14 protein-coding genes are annotated in these 16663 nt (G+C 71.8%); 8 read left to right on the forward strand and 6 right to left on the reverse strand.

What is annotated here, in order from left to right; translation table 11 throughout:
* Nucleotides 1–96: 96 nt before the first annotated feature.
* Nucleotides 97–645: a MarR family winged helix-turn-helix transcriptional regulator gene (locus ACI1MP_RS25475; RefSeq protein ID WP_404869547.1), complete on the reverse strand. Its 549-nt coding sequence runs from the start codon at nucleotides 643–645 to the stop codon at nucleotides 97–99.
* A 104-nt stretch (nucleotides 646–749) separates the two neighbouring features.
* Between ACI1MP_RS25475 and ACI1MP_RS25480 the strand changes: the two genes are divergently transcribed.
* On the forward strand, nucleotides 750–1841 hold the full coding sequence (locus ACI1MP_RS25480) for an EamA family transporter (protein ID WP_404869548.1): 1092 nt from the start codon (nucleotides 750–752) through the stop codon (nucleotides 1839–1841).
* A 7-nt stretch (nucleotides 1842–1848) separates the two neighbouring features.
* Here the strand turns inward: ACI1MP_RS25480 and ACI1MP_RS25485 are convergent, their stop codons facing one another.
* Nucleotides 1849–3747 carry an ABC transporter ATP-binding protein gene (locus ACI1MP_RS25485; protein WP_404870831.1) on the reverse strand — a complete coding sequence of 633 codons (1899 nt, stop codon included), beginning with the start codon at nucleotides 3745–3747 and terminating at the stop codon, nucleotides 1849–1851.
* Nucleotides 3748–4043: 296 nt separating this feature from the next.
* Nucleotides 4044–5780 carry an ABC transporter ATP-binding protein gene (locus ACI1MP_RS25490; RefSeq protein WP_404869549.1) on the reverse strand — a complete coding sequence of 579 codons (1737 nt, stop codon included), beginning with the start codon at nucleotides 5778–5780 and terminating at the stop codon, nucleotides 4044–4046.
* 275 nt (nucleotides 5781–6055) lie between these two features.
* Between ACI1MP_RS25490 and ACI1MP_RS25495 the strand changes: the two genes are divergently transcribed.
* The 4 genes from ACI1MP_RS25495 to ACI1MP_RS25510 all read left to right on the forward strand — a co-directional run bounded on the left by ACI1MP_RS25495 (nucleotide 6056) and on the right by ACI1MP_RS25510 (nucleotide 10723).
* Entirely contained in the window at nucleotides 6056–7957 is a 1902-nt protein-coding gene (locus ACI1MP_RS25495; RefSeq protein WP_380335466.1) for an AMP-dependent synthetase/ligase, read from the forward strand.
* A 59-nt stretch (nucleotides 7958–8016) separates the two neighbouring features.
* A complete protein-coding gene (hemW, locus tag ACI1MP_RS25500) occupies nucleotides 8017–9246 on the forward strand; it encodes a radical SAM family heme chaperone HemW (protein WP_189270435.1) in 1230 nt (409 codons plus the stop codon).
* 146 nt (nucleotides 9247–9392) lie between these two features.
* The gene (locus ACI1MP_RS25505; protein WP_380335462.1) at nucleotides 9393–10046 is read left to right on the forward strand and encodes an RNA polymerase sigma factor; all 654 of its coding nucleotides are present in this window, start codon (nucleotides 9393–9395) and stop codon (nucleotides 10044–10046) included.
* Nucleotides 10043–10723, forward strand: coding sequence for a hypothetical protein (locus tag ACI1MP_RS25510; protein WP_404869550.1), 681 nt, complete (start codon nucleotides 10043–10045; stop codon nucleotides 10721–10723). Before ACI1MP_RS25505 ends, ACI1MP_RS25510 begins: the two co-directional genes overlap by 4 nt.
* 7 nt (nucleotides 10724–10730) lie before the next feature.
* Here the strand turns inward: ACI1MP_RS25510 and ACI1MP_RS25515 are convergent, their stop codons facing one another.
* The 3 genes from ACI1MP_RS25515 to htpX form a co-directional block, all read right to left on the reverse strand.
* Nucleotides 10731–11564, reverse strand: coding sequence for a DUF3097 domain-containing protein (locus ACI1MP_RS25515; RefSeq protein ID WP_380335456.1), 834 nt, complete (start codon nucleotides 11562–11564; stop codon nucleotides 10731–10733).
* A 66-nt stretch (nucleotides 11565–11630) separates the two neighbouring features.
* Nucleotides 11631–12218 (reverse strand): hypothetical protein, encoded by a 588-nt coding sequence (locus ACI1MP_RS25520; protein WP_043913931.1) that lies wholly within the window; start codon nucleotides 12216–12218, stop codon nucleotides 11631–11633.
* Between the two features lie 34 nt (nucleotides 12219–12252).
* Nucleotides 12253–13176, reverse strand: coding sequence for a zinc metalloprotease HtpX (htpX, locus tag ACI1MP_RS25525; protein WP_100585722.1), 924 nt, complete (start codon nucleotides 13174–13176; stop codon nucleotides 12253–12255).
* Nucleotides 13177–13447: 271 nt separating this feature from the next.
* Between htpX and hrcA the strand changes: the two genes are divergently transcribed.
* The 3 genes from hrcA to ACI1MP_RS25540 all read left to right on the forward strand — a co-directional run bounded on the left by hrcA (nucleotide 13448) and on the right by ACI1MP_RS25540 (nucleotide 16587).
* Complete coding sequence (hrcA, locus tag ACI1MP_RS25530; protein WP_043913928.1) at nucleotides 13448–14521, forward strand: heat-inducible transcriptional repressor HrcA; 1074 nt, start codon at nucleotides 13448–13450, stop codon at nucleotides 14519–14521.
* A 69-nt stretch (nucleotides 14522–14590) separates the two neighbouring features.
* Nucleotides 14591–15730, forward strand: a complete 1140-nt coding sequence (gene dnaJ / locus ACI1MP_RS25535) for a molecular chaperone DnaJ (protein ID WP_380335449.1) — start codon at nucleotides 14591–14593, stop codon at nucleotides 15728–15730.
* Between the two features lie 113 nt (nucleotides 15731–15843).
* Nucleotides 15844–16587 (forward strand): 16S rRNA (uracil(1498)-N(3))-methyltransferase, encoded by a 744-nt coding sequence (locus ACI1MP_RS25540; protein ID WP_380335446.1) that lies wholly within the window; start codon nucleotides 15844–15846, stop codon nucleotides 16585–16587.
* The last annotated feature ends 76 nt before the right edge of the window (nucleotides 16588–16663 follow it).

Below are 16663 nucleotides of genomic sequence, written 5' to 3' on the forward strand. Positions count from 1 at the left end.
AGCGCGCCGAACCGCCGGAGCAGCACGGGGCGCTGGTCCGGCGTCAGGGTCCCGGCAGTCGCGCGACCGTCGACGGCCGCGCGGCTGCCGGGGCCGTCAGAAGCGGGACGGCGCCGGACGCGAGGTGCTCTCCACGCTGTGCAGCAGATCCCGGAGCAGCGTGTTCAGCTCGGACAGCCGCTGCTCGCCCAGCCGGTCGATGATCAGCTGCTGGACGGCGGTGCCCGCCGCCACCGCCCGGTCGACCGTCTCCCGGCCGAGGTCGGTGAGGGTGATCCGCAGGCCGCGCCGGTCGTTCGGGTCGGGGGAGCGGGTGACCAGGCCGGCCCGCTCCAGCTTGTCCAGCCGGCCGGTCATCCCGCCGGTGGTGAGCATCAGGGTGGCGGTCAGCTCGCGCGGCGACAGCGAGAACGGCTCCCCGGAGCGGCGCAGCGTGGCCAGCACGTCGAACTCGCCGTTGCCGATGCCGAACGGCGCGTACGCCTGCTCCATCAGGTCGCCGACCGCGCGGGAGACCCGGTGCACCCGGCCGAACGCGGCCATGGCCTGCGTTCGGTCGGCGAGGTCGGGGCGCTCGTGCCGCCACTGGTCGGCGATCGCGTCCACGGGGTCGTGCGCAGTGCTGCGAAGGTCCACTCGGTCCATTCAGCCAGTCTGGCACAGGGCTGCTCGGGAGTGAGTGGGTGAGCGTCGAGATTTCTTTCGTTAATTGACTCGACAGCAAGTAGCTTGTCGCTAAGCTATCTCCCATGCGAACCGTAGCTCTCACCGCGCTCGCCCCGCTCGCGTGGGGCTCCACCTATGCCGTGACGACCGAACTGCTCCCCGCAGACCGGCCGTTGCTCACTGCGACTCTGCGCGCCCTGCCCGCCGGCCTGGTGCTGCTGGCCGTCACCCGCCGACTGCCCAGCGGCTCCTGGTGGTGGCGCTCGGCGGTGCTGGGCACGCTCAACATCGGCGTCTTCTTCGCCCTGCTCTTCGTCGCCGCCTACCGCCTGCCCGGCGGAGTGGCCGCCGTCCTCGGCGCGATACAGCCGCTGCTGGCCGCCGGGCTGGCCGTGCCGCTGCTGGGGGAGCGGTTCGGGCGGCGGGCCCTGCTGGCCGGCACCGTCGGCGTGTTCGGCGTGGCCCTGGTGGTGCTGCGCGCCACCGCCCGGCTGGACGCCATCGGCGTGCTGGCCGGCCTCGCCGGAGCCGGGGCGATGGCCGCCGGCACGGTGCTCACCAAGCGCTGGGGCCGCCCGGAGGGTGTCGGCCCGCTCGCTCTGACGGGCTGGCAGCTCACCGCCGGTGGTCTGCTGCTGCTCCCGGTCGCCGCTCTGGTCGAGGGCGCCCCGCCGGCGCTCGGCGGCACCAACCTGCTCGGGTATGGCTACCTCGCGGTGGCCAACACCGCGCTGGCGTACTGGGTCTGGTTCCGTGGCATCGGTCGCCTGCCCGCCACGTCGGTCGCCTTCCTGGGCCTGCTCAGCCCGGTGTCGGCGGCAGTGATCGGCTGGGCCGCCCTCGGCCAGTCCCTCAACGCGGTGCAGCTGCTGGGCATGGCCCTCGCCCTGGGCTCCACCCTGCTCGGCCAGCGGTCAGCGGGCCGAGCCGCCACCACCGTGGTCGCCACCTCGGGCAGCGCTTCCACCGGCCCGACCGCCACCACCTCGACGGCATCCGCCCCGGCTGCCCCAGCTGCGACAACCCTGGCCGCTCCCACTGTCACCGCCACCGCCGTCCCCGCCGCCCCCGTCCGGGCTCGCGCCCTCGCCGCGATACGCGAGGGGGAGGCCCGCGGTGCGGACCTCCCCCAGGGCGGCGGACCGGTCGAGCCGATCGGCCGGGTAGCGCGCTGACGCTGCGTCAGTCGACCTCGGCCACCGCCTGAGCGAACTGCGCCTGGTACAGCCGGGCGTAGGCGCCGTCGGCAGCGATCAGCTCGTCATGGTTGCCCTGCTCCACGATCGAACCGTTCTCCATCACCAGGATCACGTCGGCATCCCGGATGGTGGAGAGACGGTGGGCGATCACGAAGGAGGTGCGGCCGGTGCGCAGCTCCGCCATCGCCCGCTGGATCAGCACCTCGGTGCGGGTGTCGACGGAGCTGGTCGCCTCGTCCAGCACCAGGATCGAGGGCTGGGCGAGGAAGGCCCGGGCGATGGTGATCAGCTGCTTCTCGCCCGCGCTGACGCCGGTGCCCTCGTCGTCCAGGACGGTGTCGTAGCCGTCGGGGAGGGTGCGCACGAAACGGTCCACGTGCGCGGCCTTCGCCGCCGCGATCACCTGCTCTCGGGTGGCGGATTCGGCGCCGTAGGCGATGTTCTCGGCGATGGTGCCGCCGAACAGCCAGGTGTCCTGGAGCACCATGCCGATGCCGGAGCGCAGCTCCTCGCGGGACATCGCAGCGATGTCCACGCTGTCGAGGGTGATCCGGCCGCTGCTCACCTCGTAGAAACGCATCAGGAGGTTGACCATGGTGGTCTTGCCGGCGCCGGTCGGTCCGACGATGGCCACGGTGTGGCCGGGTTCGACCTTCAGCGACAGGTCCTCGATGAGCGGCTTCTCCGGGTCGTAGCGGAAGGCGACGTCCTCGAAGGCGACGCGGCCGTGCACCTCGGCGGGGCGCTGCGGGTGCTGCGGCTCGGGGGACTGCTCGTCGGCGTCGAGCAGTTCGAAGACCCGCTCGGCCGAGGCGACACCGGACTGCACCAGGTTGGCCATCGAGGCGACCTGGCTGAGCGGCTGGCTGAACTGACGGGAGTACTGGATGAACGCCTGGACGTCGCCGATGGACAGCGCGCCGCTCGCCACCCGCAGGCCGCCGACCACCGCGACCAGCACGTAGTTGATGTTGCCGACCAGCATCATCGCGGGCTGGATGATGCCCGAGATGAACTGCGCACGGAAGGAGGCTTCGTAGAGTGCCTGGTTCTCCTGCTGGAAGAGCTCCCTGGCCTCCTTCTGGCGGCCGAAGACCTTCACCAGGCTGTGCCCGGTGAACATCTCCTCGATGTGGGCGTTCAGCTTGCCGGTGGAGCCCCACTGCTTGATGAACTGAGGCTGGGCCCGCTTGCCGACCTTGGCGGCGACCACCACCGAGACCGGGACGGAGATCAGCGCTATCAGGGCCAGCAGCGGGGAGATCCAGAACATCATCGCCAGCACGCCGACGATGGTCAGCAGGGAGTTGATGACCTGGCCCATGGTCTGCTGCATCGATTGGTTGATGTTGTCGATGTCGTTGGTGACCCGGCTCAGCACCTCGCCGCGCGGCTGGCGGTCGAAGTAGCTGAGCGGCAGCCGGGCCAGCTTCGCCTCGACCTCCTCGCGGAGTCGGAACACCGCGCGGTTGATCGCCAACGCGGACAGCCGGCCCTGGACCACACCGAACACCACGGCGGCCAGGTAGATGCCCAGAACCCAGAGAAGGATGGTGCCGATGGCGCCGAAGTCCATGCCCTGGCCGGGGGTGAAGTCGATCGAGGCGAGCAGGTCGGCGATGCTGCCCTCGCCCCTGGCGCGCAGGCCGTCGAGCACGGCCTGCTTGCTCGGGGCTCCGGCGAAGCGCGGCCCGGTGGCTCCGGCGACGATCAGGTCGGTCGCCTTGCCGAGCACCCGGGGGCCGACCACCGCGCAGCCGACGGAGAGCACGCCGAATCCGAGCACGGTGAACAGCAGCTTGCGCTCCGGCTTGAGCAGGCCGAGCAGGCGCTTCGCGGAGCCGCCGAGGTCCTTGGCCTTCTCGGTGCCCTGGGCTCCCATGAACCGCGCGGGTCCGGGCCCACCGCGGCGGGCGGCCGCCTCCTGCGAGGTCGAGGCAGCGTCCTGCTCCTTGCCACTCTCCCCGGCGGCGGTCTTGCCGAGGTCGGGCTTGCCGGCCTTCGACCCGGTCGTTCCGGCCTTGGCCAGGTCGGGAGCGGTCACTCCGGTCGCGGTGGATCCGCCCGTGGCAGACGGGGCCATGCCGGGCCCGGTCGCAGCGGCTCCGGTCGCGGCGGGCACGGTGACGTCGGGCACGGTGACGTCGGGGTCGGTCACGTCGGGGCTGTCGGGGGTGGTCACGCCGCCGCCTCCTGCTCGGTGAGCTGGGAGAACACGATCTCCCGGTACGTCGGGTTGTCGGCCATCAGCTCCTGGTGGGTACCGGTGCCGACGACGGCGCCCTCGTCGAGGACGATGATCCGGTCGGCGTCGCGGATGGTGGAGACGCGCTGGGCGACGATCACCACGGTGGCGTCCCCGGTCTCGCCCGCGAGCGCGGCGCGCAATCGGGCGTCGGTTGCGTAGTCGAGGGCCGAGAAGGAGTCGTCGAACAGGTAGATCTCGGGCTGGCGGACCAGGGCCCGGGCGATCGCCAGGCGCTGGCGCTGGCCGCCGGAGACGTTGGTGCCGCCCTGCGCGATCGGGGCGTCCAGGCCCTCGGGGAACTTCTCGACGAAGTCCTTGGCCTGGGCGATCTCCAGGGCGTGCCAGAGTTCCTCGTCGGTGGCCTCGGGCTTGCCGTAGCGCAGGTTGGAGGCGACGGTGCCGGAGAACAGGTAGGGCTTCTGCGGGACGAGGCCGATGACCTCGGAGAGCTTCTGCGGGTCGAGTTCCCGGACGTTCACGCCGTTGACCAGCACCTCGCCGCCGGTGGCGTCGAAGAGCCGGGGGACGAGGCCGAGCAGGGTGGTCTTGCCGGAGCCGGTGGAGCCGATGACGGCGGTGGTCTCGCCGGGCCGGGCGGTCAGGTCGATGCCGCGCAGCACGGGCACCTCGGCGCCGGGGTAGCGGAAGTCGACGTCGCGCAGCTCCAGCGTTCCGTGGGTGCGCAGTTCGGTGACGGGGGAGAGCGGCGGGACGACGCTGGAGGAGGTGTTCAGGACCTCCTGGATGCGCTCGGCGCAGACTTCTGCGCGCGGCACCATCATGAACATGAAGGTGGCCATCATGACGCTCATCAGAATCTGCATCAGATAGGAGAGGAAAGCGGTGAGCGCACCGATCTGCATGCCGCCGCTGTCGATGCGGTGCGCGCCGAACCAGAACACGGCGACGCTGGAGATGTTCACCACGCCCATGACAATCGGGAACATCAGCGACATCAGTCGGCCGACGCGCAGCGAGTAGTCGGCGAGTTCGCCGTTGGCGCCGGTGAAGCGCTGCTTCTCGTGGTCGTCCTTGACGAAGGCGCGGATGACCCGGATGCCGGTGATCTGCTCGCGCATGATCCGGTTGACCGAGTCGATGCGGGTCTGCATGCCGCGGAACTGCGGCCGCATCTTGCCGACCAGCACGGTGACGACGGCGCCCAGCGCGGGCACCACGGCCAGCAGTAGGCCGGACAGCGGCACGTCCTGGTTCAGCGCCATCACGATGCCCCCGACGCACATGATCGGTGCGGCGACCATCAGCGTGAAGGTCATCATCGCCAGCATCTGGACCTGCTGGACGTCGTTGGTGGTGCGGGTGATCAGCGAGGGCGCGCCGAACTGGTTGAGCTCGCGGGCGGAGAACTCCTGCACCCGGGAGAACACCCCGGCGCGCAGGTCGCGTCCGACGGCCATGGCGGTGCGGGCGCCGTAGTAGACCGCGCCGATCGAGCAGACGGCCTGGGCGAGCGAGACGCCGACCATCACGCCGCCGACCCGCAGGATGTAGCCGGTGTCGCCCTTGAGGACGCCGCTGTCGATGATGTCGGCGTTCAGTGTCGGCAGGTACAGCATGCCGATGGTGGAGATCAGCTGGAGGAGCACCAGCACTGTGACGTCGCGGGAGTAGGGGCCGAGGTGGGCCCGTAGAAGTCTGAAAAGCACCGTGCCACTCTCGTCTTCGAGGGGGACGCACGCATCCCAAATTCGGGTACCTGTGAAAAAGCTTCACCCGTGGACCGGGCCTGTACTTCGGGTGTCCACTCTGCCTGCACTGCCGCCCCGTGAGTGTGCCAGCTCACGTAACCCCCTTACGGAACGGCTTTTCACCCCCTAGGCTGCTGATTGCCCTCTTGTTACTCACCGGTTAAGTCGGTTGCCGGCCGCCCCCACGGCCGTCGCTCACCCACTCTCGGTCCACCCGCCCCCGGAGGTCCTCGTTGAGTTCCGCGCAGTCCATGATCGAGCGGCGTCCGCCCTCTGTGGCGCATCTTCTGCTCAGCAGGGTAAAGGCCACCCCGAACGGTGAGGCCTACCGGTACCCGGTCCCGGTGGACGAGCAGGCTGCGGACAGCGCGCCGGGCGCGGAGCAGTGGCGGTCGCTGACCTGGGCCCAGGCCGGCGAGCGGATCCGCGCGGTCGCGGCGGGCCTGATGGCGCTGGGCATCCGGGCCGAGGACCGGGTCGCGATCGCGTCCGCCACCCGGATCGAGTGGATCATCGCCGACCTGGGCAACATGTGCGCCGGCGCGGCCACCACCACGGTCTACCCGAGCACCAACGCCGACGAGACGGCGTTCATCCTGGCCAACTCCGGCAGCCGCGCGCTGTTCGCCGAGAACGCGGGCCAGCTGCGCAAGGCCGTCGAGCAGAAGGCCGAGCTGCCCGCGCTGGAGTACGTGATCCTGTTCGACGCGGCGGGCGAGGACGCGCCGTCGGCCGACGGCCTGACCGTGCTGACGCTGGCCGAGCTGGAGCAGCGCGGCGCCGCGTACCTGGGCGAGAACCCGGACGCCGTCGACAAGGCGATCGACTCGCTCGACAAGGAGCAGCTGGCCACCCTGATCTACACCTCCGGCACCACCGGCCGCCCCAAGGGCGTGCGCCTGGTGCACGACTGCTGGTCGTACGAGGGCGTCGCGCAGGAGGCGAGCGGGCTGCTGCGCTCCGACGACGTGCACTTCATGTGGCTGCCGCTGTCGCACGTGTTCGGCAAGACGCTGATCTCCGGCCAGATCGCCACCGGCCACGTGATGGCGGTGGACGGCCGGGTGGACCGGATCATCCACAACCTGCCGGTGATCCGCCCGACCCTGATGGCGTCCGCGCCGCGGATCTTCGAGAAGGTCTACAACGGCATCGCCGGCAAGGCCCGGGCCGAGGGCGGCGTCAAGTACAAGATCTTCATGTGGGCGGCGCAGGTGGCCCGCGACTACGCGCAGACCATCCAGGCCAACATGGTCGCGCACGGCCACGAGAGCGCCCCGCTGGGCCTGCGGCTGAAGCACGCGCTGGCCGACAAGCTGGTGTACACCAAGATCCGGGCGGCGTTCGGCGGCCGGCTGCGCGGCGCGGTGTCCGGCAGCGCGGCGCTCGCCCCGGAGATCGGCTACTTCTTCAAGGGCGCGGGCGTCCCGGTGCTGGAGGGCTACGGCCTGACCGAGACCTCGGCCGGTTCCACCGTGAACCGGGCGGAGGACTTCCGGGTCGGCACCGTCGGCATCCCGCTGCCCGGCACCGAGGTGCGGATCGCCGAGGACGGCGAGATCCTGCTGCGCGGCCCGGGCGTCATGCGCGGCTACCACGAGCTGCCCGAGCAGACCGCGGAGGTGCTGGAGCCGGACGGCTGGTTCCACACCGGAGACGTCGGCGAGCTCGGCGCGGGCGGCTACCTGCGGATCACCGACCGCAAGAAGGACATGTTCAAGACCTCCGGCGGCAAGTACGTCGCGCCGAGCGAGGTCGAGGGCAAGTTCAAGGCGATCTGCCCGTTCGTCAGCAACATCCTGGTGATCGGCAACGGCCGCAACTACTGCACCGCGCTGATCGGCCTGGACGAGCCGGTGATCATGCCGTGGGCCGCCGAGCACGGCATGGCCGGGAAGTCGTACGCCGAGGTGGTGGCGGACCCGGCCACCGTGGAGCTGATCGACGGCTACGTGAAGCGCCTCAACGGCGAGCTGCAGCGCTGGCAGACGATCAAGAAGTTCACCCTGCTCCCGCGCGACCTGGACATCGAGCACGGCGAACTCACCCCCAGCCTGAAGATCAAGCGCCCGGTGGTGGAGAAGACCTACGCCGACCGGGTGACCGCGATGTACGCGGGTGCCAACGAGGCCTGAGCACCCACGGTTCCGGTACGGCCTTCGGACTTTCGCGGGCTGTACCGGACAATGGGCACATGCCCTCCGCACTCCCCGACGGCGAACCGGTGCCGTCCGACGGCTCGCTGCCCGCCCACGCCCTGGACGGACTCGGCGCCCGGCCGTTCGGTTTCTACCTGCACGTGCCGTACTGCGCCAGCCGCTGCGGCTACTGCGACTTCAACACCTACACCGCCACCGAACTGCGGTCCTCGGGCACGGTCGCCTCGCAGGACACCTACGCGGACAACGTGATCGCCGAGATCCGCCTCGCCCGCCGGGTGCTGGGCGACGCGGACCTGCCGGTGCAGACGGTGTTCCTCGGCGGCGGCACCCCCACCCTGCTGCCCGCCCGTGACCTGGTGCGGATGCTGGCCGCGCTGCGCGAGGAGTTCGGCCTGGCCGAGGGCGCGGAGGTCACCACCGAGGCCAACCCGGAGTCGGTGGACCCGGCGTACCTGGCCGAACTACGCGAGGGCGGCTACAACCGGATCTCCTTCGGCATGCAGAGCGCCCGCCCGCACGTGCTCAAGATCCTGGACCGCCACCACACCCCGGGCCGCCCGGAGGCGTGCGTCGCCGAGGCCCGCGCGGCCGGCTTCGAGCACGTCAACCTGGACCTGATCTACGGCACCCCCGGCGAGTCCGACCAGGACTGGCAGGCCTCGCTGGACGCCGCGATCGGCGCCCGCCCCGACCACGTCTCCGCGTACTCGCTGATCGTCGAGGACGGCACCCGGCTGGCCGCCCGGGTCCGGCGCGGCGAGCTGCCGATGATCGACGACGACGTGCACGCCGACCGCTACCTGATGGCCGAGCAGGCGCTCGCCGCCGCCGGGTACTCCTGGTACGAGGTCTCCAACTGGGCCACCACGCCGGAGGGCCGCTGCCGCCACAACGAGCTGTACTGGACGGGCGCCGACTGGTGGGGCGCCGGCCCGGGCGCGCACAGCCACGTCGGCGGGGTCCGCTGGTGGAACGCCAAGCACCCGGCCGCGTACGCGCAGGCGCTCGCCGAGGGCCGCACGCCCGCGCTCGGCCGCGAGGTGCTGGCCGGCGAGGACCGCCGGGTCGAGCGGATCCTGCTGGAGCTGCGGCTGATCGAGGGCTGCCCGCTCGACCTGCTCACCGACACCGGCCGCAAGGCCGCCGACCGGGCCCTCGCCGACGGCCTGCTGGAGCCCGGCCCGTACGCCCTCGGCCGGGCTGCGCTGACCCTGCGCGGGCGGCTGCTGGCCGACGCGGTGGTGCGCGACCTGGTCGACTGAGCCGGGCCGCCGGTCGGGGACGGGACGAGCCGGTCGGGCGTCAACGTGGCGACCGGCGGACCGGACCGGCGTGAAACGCTCCGCGGGGCTGCGGCCAAGTACTCGGTGAAGGGACCCACCGGGTTCCCCCGACCGAGGAGGGACGCATGCGCATCCGTGAGCACCCTCGCCACGAGGCGCGCCCCGAGGACCGTCCACCGGAGCTGACCACTCCGGACGGCTTCGGCGTGTTCTACCGCCAACACGTCAACGCCATACTCGACTTCGTCACCCGCCGGGTCAGCGATCCGCACCTGGCGGCCGACCTCACCGCGGACATCTTCGTCGCCGCGCTGGAGGCCGCCGGCAGCTACCGGCCCGAGCGCGGCACCGCGATCGGCTGGCTGTACGGCATCGCCCGCTACGTCATCGCGGGGCACCGGCGCGGCGACCACCGCGAGCGCCGGGCGATCGGCCGGCTGTCCGGCCGCCGGCTGCTCGACGAGGAGGACATCCTCGCCCTGGAGGAGCGGATCGACGCCCAGCGCGCCGTCCGCGACCTCGCGCAGCGGCACGCGGGCCTCAGCGCCCCGCTGCGGGAGGTCCTCGACCTGGTCGTCATGGACGGTCTGAGCACCGCCGAGACCGCGCAGGTGCTGGGCATCTCGCAGGCGACCGTCCGGGTGCGCATGCACCGGGCCCGCCGCCGGCTGGGCGCCGAACGGCAGCCCGCCCGCAAGGACCTGCCCCGTCCCGGCGCCGCCCTGCTGATGCCCCGCCGGAGCACCCCCGCCGACCCGATGATCGAGGTGTCCCCGTGAACAGCACCCGCCGCACGCCGTCCACCAGCAACTTCGAGCAGAAGCTCGGCGAGGAACTGCTCGCCCTCGCCGCCGAACGCGGCGCCGCCACGTCTCCCGCCGGGCGCCCGAGCGTGCTGCGCCGCCGCCCGCTGACGGCTGCCGTCGCGGTCGGTGCGGCGGCCGTCGTCACCGCGCTGGTGCTGCCCGCGGTGCTGGGCGTCGAGCACGGCGGGAACGCCGCGTACGCCGTCACCCAGGAGTCCGACGGCACCATCGCGCTGCAGCTGCGCGATCCGGCGGCGCTGTCCGACATGGTCGCCACCCTGCAGCGGTACGGGGTGCGGGCGGCCGGCCTGGAGGAGGCCAGGACGCCCGAGGAGTGCACACTGCCGGAGCCGAACGGCACCCGCGCCCAGCCCGACCGGGTGCGGCCCGGTGACGGCCCGGGCACGGTGCGGATCGACCCCAAGCTCGTCCCGCCCGGGTCGACGGTGCTGCTGACGGCGGGCCGGACCCGGATCGGCGGCGGGGCGGTGACCACCTTCCGCGCCGTCGTGGTGGAGGCCGTGCCCGCCTGCGCGCCCGCGCCGCGGATCTTCGCGTGGAACACCGCCGACCCGTCCGACCCGTCCGCCCCGCCGAACGCGACCCCGACCCCGACCCCGACCGTCCTGCCGTCCGCGACGTCGTCCTGAGCGGCCGTCAGGCGCTGCCGGGCTGAGTGACGAAGTCGATCAGCTCCTCGACCCGGCCGAGCAGTTCGGGTTCCAGGTCCTTCCAGCCGTCGACCGAGGCGAGGATCCGCTTCCAGGCGGCGGGGGTGTCCACCGGCCAGCCGAGACGGCGGCAGACGCCCTCCTTCCACACCTCGCCGCGCGGCACCTCGGGCCACGCCGCGAAGCCGAGGCCGACCGGTTTGACGGCCTGCCAGACGTCGACGTACGGGTGGCCGACGACCAGCACGTGGTCGCCGGTCACCCGGCCGGCGATCCGGTGCTCCTTGGTGCCCGGCAGCAGGTGGTCGACCAGCACGCCCAGCCGGCGGCCCGGGCCCGGGGCGAACTCGGCGACGATCGCGGGCAGGTCGTCCACGCCCTCCAGGTACTCGACCACCACGCCCTCGATCCGCAGGTCGTCGCCCCAGACCCGCTCGACCAGTTCGGCGTCGTGGCGGCCCTCGACGTAGATCCGCGACTCGCGGGCCACCCGGGCGCGCGCACCCGGCACCGCGACCGACCCGGACGCCGTCCGCCCCGGCCCGCGCTGCGCAGCCGGACCGGTCGGCCGGACCAGCGTCACCACCCGCCCCTCCAGCAGGAACCCGCGCGGCACCAGCGGAAACACCCGGTGCTTGCCGAACCGGTCCTCCAGCGTGACGGTGAACCCCTCCGCGGTCCGCTCGCACCGCACCACCGCCCCGCAGAACCCGGTCGCGGCCTCCTCCACCACCAGATCCCGCTCCGCCGCCACCTCCGGCGCGGGCTGCTGCCGCTTCCACGGCGGGGTCAGATCCGGCCCGTACTCCCTGCTGCGCATGCCCCGCAGTCTACGAAACCGCCCCCGACGACCCGTCAGCCGCTGTACGGCGCCGCCACCGGGAGCTCAGTCGTCCAGACCCGGGGCGCCCCAGACCGGGAACCAGCGGGAGAGGTCGGGCTCGATGCGGAGGTCGTTGCGGAGGAGGTTGGAGATCTCGATCTCCAGGGGGTTGTTGCGCTTCTCCTGACCGGGGAGCTTGCACAGGGGGTAGAACGTGCCGCGCTTGTAGAGGTAGACCAGGCCCAGGGAGCGGCCCTCGGGGTCGCGGAAGGCGACGATCGAGCAGAGCAGTTGGGGGCCGAAGCCGTTGGCCTCCAGCTCGCTGTTGACCGCGTGGAGGTCGTTGACCAGGTCGGGGAGTTCCTCGGGGGTGTGCCGGGCGAGCAGCCAGGAGTAGCCGTAGTCGTCGCGGGAGGCTTCGACGGGGGTGCCGCCGCGTTCGGTGTCGGCGTCGAGGAGGGCCCGCACCTGCTTCTGGACCTCGGCGAACGCACCGCCCTCGACGGCGGCGAAGCAGACCGAGCCGAGGCCGGTGGGGAGGAATCCGGTGGCGGCCTGCAGGGTGAGCGCGGCCGACGGGATGCCGAACAGCTGGTCGAGGTCGGGCTTCACCGGCTTGCTGCGGCCGAACAGGGCGTCCAGGAATCCCACGCGGAGTGCTCCTTGCTTCAGGGGTGGGGCGGGGTCACTGCCCGAGTTCGGCGGAGATCTTCGACAGCTGGGTGAGGCGCTGCTCCAGCGAGGGGTGGGTGGAGAACAGCTGCGCGGCGGTCTCCTTGGCGCTCAGCGCGGGCGCGAAGTAGAAGGCGTTGTAGGGCTGGGCCTTGCGCAGGTCCTCGGTGGGGATGGCGGCGATCTGCCCGGTGACCTTGGTCAGGGCGGAGGCCAGTGCGCTGGGCCGTCCGGTCAGCTGGGCGGCGGCCCGGTCGGCGGCGAGTTCGCGGTAGCGGGACAGCAGCCGGGTGAGCAGGAAGCTGATCGCGTAGACCACCATCGAGGCCAGCGGGACGATGATCATCGCGATGGCGGCGTTGGAGTCGTTGCTGTTCCGGTTGCCGCCGCCCATCATTCCGCCGTACAGCGCGATCCGGGTCATCGCGCCGGCCAGCACGCCGAGGAAGCCGGCGATCGTCATCACCGCCACGTCCCGGTGCGCGACGTGCGAGAGCTCGTGCGCGAGGACGCCCTCCAGCTCCTCCGGTTCCAGTCGGCGCAGCAGGCCGGTGGTCACGCAGATCACCGCGTTCTGCGGGTTGCGGCCGGTGGCGAAGGCGTTCGGCATGTCGTTGTGGGCGACCGCGACCCGCGGTTTGGGCATGTCGGCGAGTGCGCACAGCCGGTCCACCGCGCCGTGCAGCTGCGGGAACTCCTCGGGGCTGACCTGGTGGGCGCCCATGGCCCGTTCGGTGATCTTGTCGGAGAACCAGAACTGCGCGACGAACAGGCCGCCGGAGATCAGCACCACCAGCGGCCAGGCGCCGCGCAGCAGCACGATCAGCAGCCCGGTGAAGCCGACGTAGAGCAGGCCGATCAAGAACATGGTGGTGACCATCCGACCGGTCAGGCCGCGGTCGGGGGTGAACCGGGAGTGCTGCCGTGACGCCGACATCGCTGCTCCTCCTTCGCCTCTTCGCCTTCGATGCTGCCACCGGCAGGCCCCGCGGGCACCATCCGAAACGATGGGAATCCGATGGGAATGCGGCCGGGGCGGCCTCCGGGCGTCGGCCGGTCCGGTATTCGGTCGAGGATCACGTCGGCGGACCGTTCCTGCCATCAGGCCCGGGCCGTACACTGGCAGATACGGTTCTGGCACTCTGCCCAGTTGAGTGCCAGAGTGGATCGACCACCGGTACAACGGACGACGACGGAGGTGCGCACCGATGCCGGACGACGGCAAGCCCGACGGCCGCCTGATCGACACGCGTTCGTCCGTGCGCCCGCTGGACGAGCGTCGGCTCGCCGTGCTGCGCGCGATCGTCCAGGACTACGTGGGCACCGAGGAGCCGGTCGGCTCCAAGGCCCTGGTGGAGCGCCACAACCTGGGCGTGTCACCGGCCACGGTGCGCAACGACATGGCCGCGCTGGAGGAGGACGGGTTCATCCACCAGCCGCACACCAGTGCGGGGCGGATCCCGACCGACAAGGGCTACCGGCTGTTCGTCGACCGCCTCGCCGAGGTGAAGCCGATGACGGCTCCGGAGCGCCGGGCGATCCGGCACTTCCTGGAGGGCGCGGTCGACCTGGACGACGTGGTGGCCCGTACGGTGCGGCTGCTCGCGCAGCTGACCCGGCAGGTCGCGGTGGTCCAGTACCCGTCACTGACCCGTTCCACGGTGCGGCACATCGAACTGGTGTCGCTCACCCCGACCAAGCTGATGCTGGTGCTGATCACCAACACCGGCCGGGTCGAGCAGCGGATGGTGGACTGCCCCGGTCCGGTCGGCGAGAGCCTGCTGGCCGAGCTGCGGGCCAGGCTCAACGGCACGGCGGGCGGCTGTCGGCTGCCCGAGGTGCCGACCCTGCTGGAGGACCTGCCGGCCGGTTTCGAACCGGCCGACCGGCCCTCGGTCAGCACCGTGCTGACCGTCCTTTTCGAAACGCTCGCCGAACAGAACGAGGAACGGATCATGCTGGCGGGCACCGCCAACCTGACTCGTTTCGGCCACGACTTCCCGCTGTCCATCCGTCCGGTGCTGGAGGCACTGGAGGAGCAGGTGGTGCTGCTGCGCCTGCTGGGTGAGACCGGAGACTCCGCGATGACGGTCCGGATCGGCCACGAGAACGCCTACGAGGGCCTGAATTCCACGTCGGTGGTCTCCGTCGGTTACGGTTCGGGCGACCAGAGCGTGGCAAAGCTGGGAGTGATCGGTCCGACCCGGATGGATTACCCGGGCACAATGGGGGCGGTGCGAGCGGTGGCACGGTACGTCGGCCAGATCCTGGCCGAGTCATAGCAAGGCTGCGTGAATCCCTCACGCAGCCGTCGCAAGCACTTCTAGAGGCGGAACAAACCGGAGCATTTGGTGGCCACGGACTACTACGCGGTACTCGGCGTCCGACGCGACGCGGGGCAGGACGAGATCAAGAAGGCGTTCCGACGCCTCGCCCGTGAACTGCACCCGGACGTCAACCCGGACCCGAAGACGCAGGAGCGGTTCAAGGAGATCAACGCCGCCTACGAGGTGCTCTCCGATCCGCAGAAGCGTCAGGTCTACGACCTGGGCGGCGACCCGCTGTCGCCCAACGGCGGCGGCGCGGGCGGTTTCGGCGCCGGTGCGGCCGGGTTCGGCTTCTCGGACATCATGGACGCCTTCTTCGGCGCCGCGACCGGCCAGCGCGGCCCGCGTTCGCGGACCCGCCGGGGCCAGGACGCGATGATCCGACTGGAGATCACCCTGGAGGAGGCCGCGTTCGGCACCACCAAGGAACTCCAGGTCGACACCGCCGTCACCTGCACCACCTGCAGCGGAGAGGGCGCCGCGCCCGGCACCTCCGCGCAGACCTGTGACATGTGCCGCGGCAAGGGCGAGGTCTCCCAGGTCACCCGGTCCTTCCTGGGCCAGGTCATGACCTCCCGCCCCTGCCCGCAGTGCCAGGGCTTCGGCACCGTCGTCCCGACCCCGTGCCCGGAGTGCGCGGGCGACGGCCGGGTCCGGGCCCGCCGCACCCTCACGGTGAAGATCCCCGCCGGTGTCGACAACGGCACCCGGATCCAGCTGGCCGGCGAGGGCGAGGTCGGCCCCGGCGGCGGCCCGGCCGGCGACCTGTACGTGGAGATCGCCGAGTCCAGCCACGCCGTCTTCCAGCGCCGGGGCGACGACCTGCACTGCACGGTCACCATCCCGATGACGGCCGCGGCACTCGGTACCCAGGTGCCGCTGCAGACCCTGGACGGCCTGGAGGAGGTCGACATCCGGCCCGGCACCCAGTCCGGCCAGTCGATCCCGCTGCACGGCCGCGGCATCACGCATCTGCGCGGCGGCGGCCGGGGCGACCTGATAGTGCATGTCGAGGTGCAGACGCCCACCAAGCTCGACCCGGAGCAGGAGGAGCTGCTGCGGCGGCTCGCCATGCTCCGCGGCGAGGAGCGGCCGTCCGGCCAGTTCGCCCCTGGCCAGCAGGGCCTGTTCTCCCGGCTGAAGGACGCCTTCAACGGCCGGTGAGACCTGTTCCTTCCGGGCCGGGAGTGGTGGCACGCCACCGCTTCCGGCCCGGGTTTTTTTGTTGTCCGTTCCGTTCTTCGCCCGTTCCGCTCGCTGAGAGGGTTCCTGTTCCGATGACCGCACCGGTGTTCGTCGTCGACGACCTGACGGGCGCCGCACCCGGCGCCACCGTCCGCCTCGACGGCCCCGAAGGACGGCACGCCGTCGCCGTCAAGCGCCTGGAGCCCGGCGAGGCCGTCACCCTCGCCGACGGGCGCGGCCGCGGCGCGGACGGCACCGTCGCCGCGGTGCACGGCAAGGACGCGCTGGACGTGCTGGTGGCCGCCGTCCGCGAGGAGGCTGCGCCCGCGCCCCGGATCACCGTCGTCCAGGCGCTGCCCAAGGGCGACCGCGGCGAACTCGCCGTCGAGACGATGACCGAGGTCGGCATCGACGCGGTGGTGCCGTGGGCGGCCTCCCGGTGCATCACCCAGTGGAAGGGCGAGCGCGGCACCAAGGCCCTCGCCAAGTGGCGGGCGACCGCCCGCGAGGCGGGCAAGCAGGCGCGGCGGCTGCGCTTCCCCGAGGTGCACGACCTGATGACGACCCGTCAGCTGCTCCCGCTGCTGTCCGGCGCCTCCTTCGCCGCCGTCCTGCACGAGGACGGGTCGCTGCCGCTGGCCACGGCGGAGCTGCCCGCTTCCGGTGAGATCGTGCTGATCGTCGGGCCGGAGGGCGGGGTGTCCCCGGACGAGATCGCCGCGTTCGCGGAGGCCGGCGCGAAGCCGTACCGACTCGGGGCGTCCGTCCTGCGCACCTCCACGGCGGGGGTCGCGGCGGGAGCGCTGCTGCTCGGCCGCACGGGTCGCTGGGGGTAAAAGGAGCGCAGCGACAGGGGCGCGGGGAACTGCGCGAAGGGGAACGCATACGTCCGCAAGATCGCGACGCAGGACA

The sequence above is a fragment of the Kitasatospora griseola genome (assembly GCF_044999035.1).
In the GTDB taxonomy this organism is placed as follows: Bacteria; Actinomycetota; Actinomycetes; order Streptomycetales; family Streptomycetaceae; genus Kitasatospora; species Kitasatospora griseola.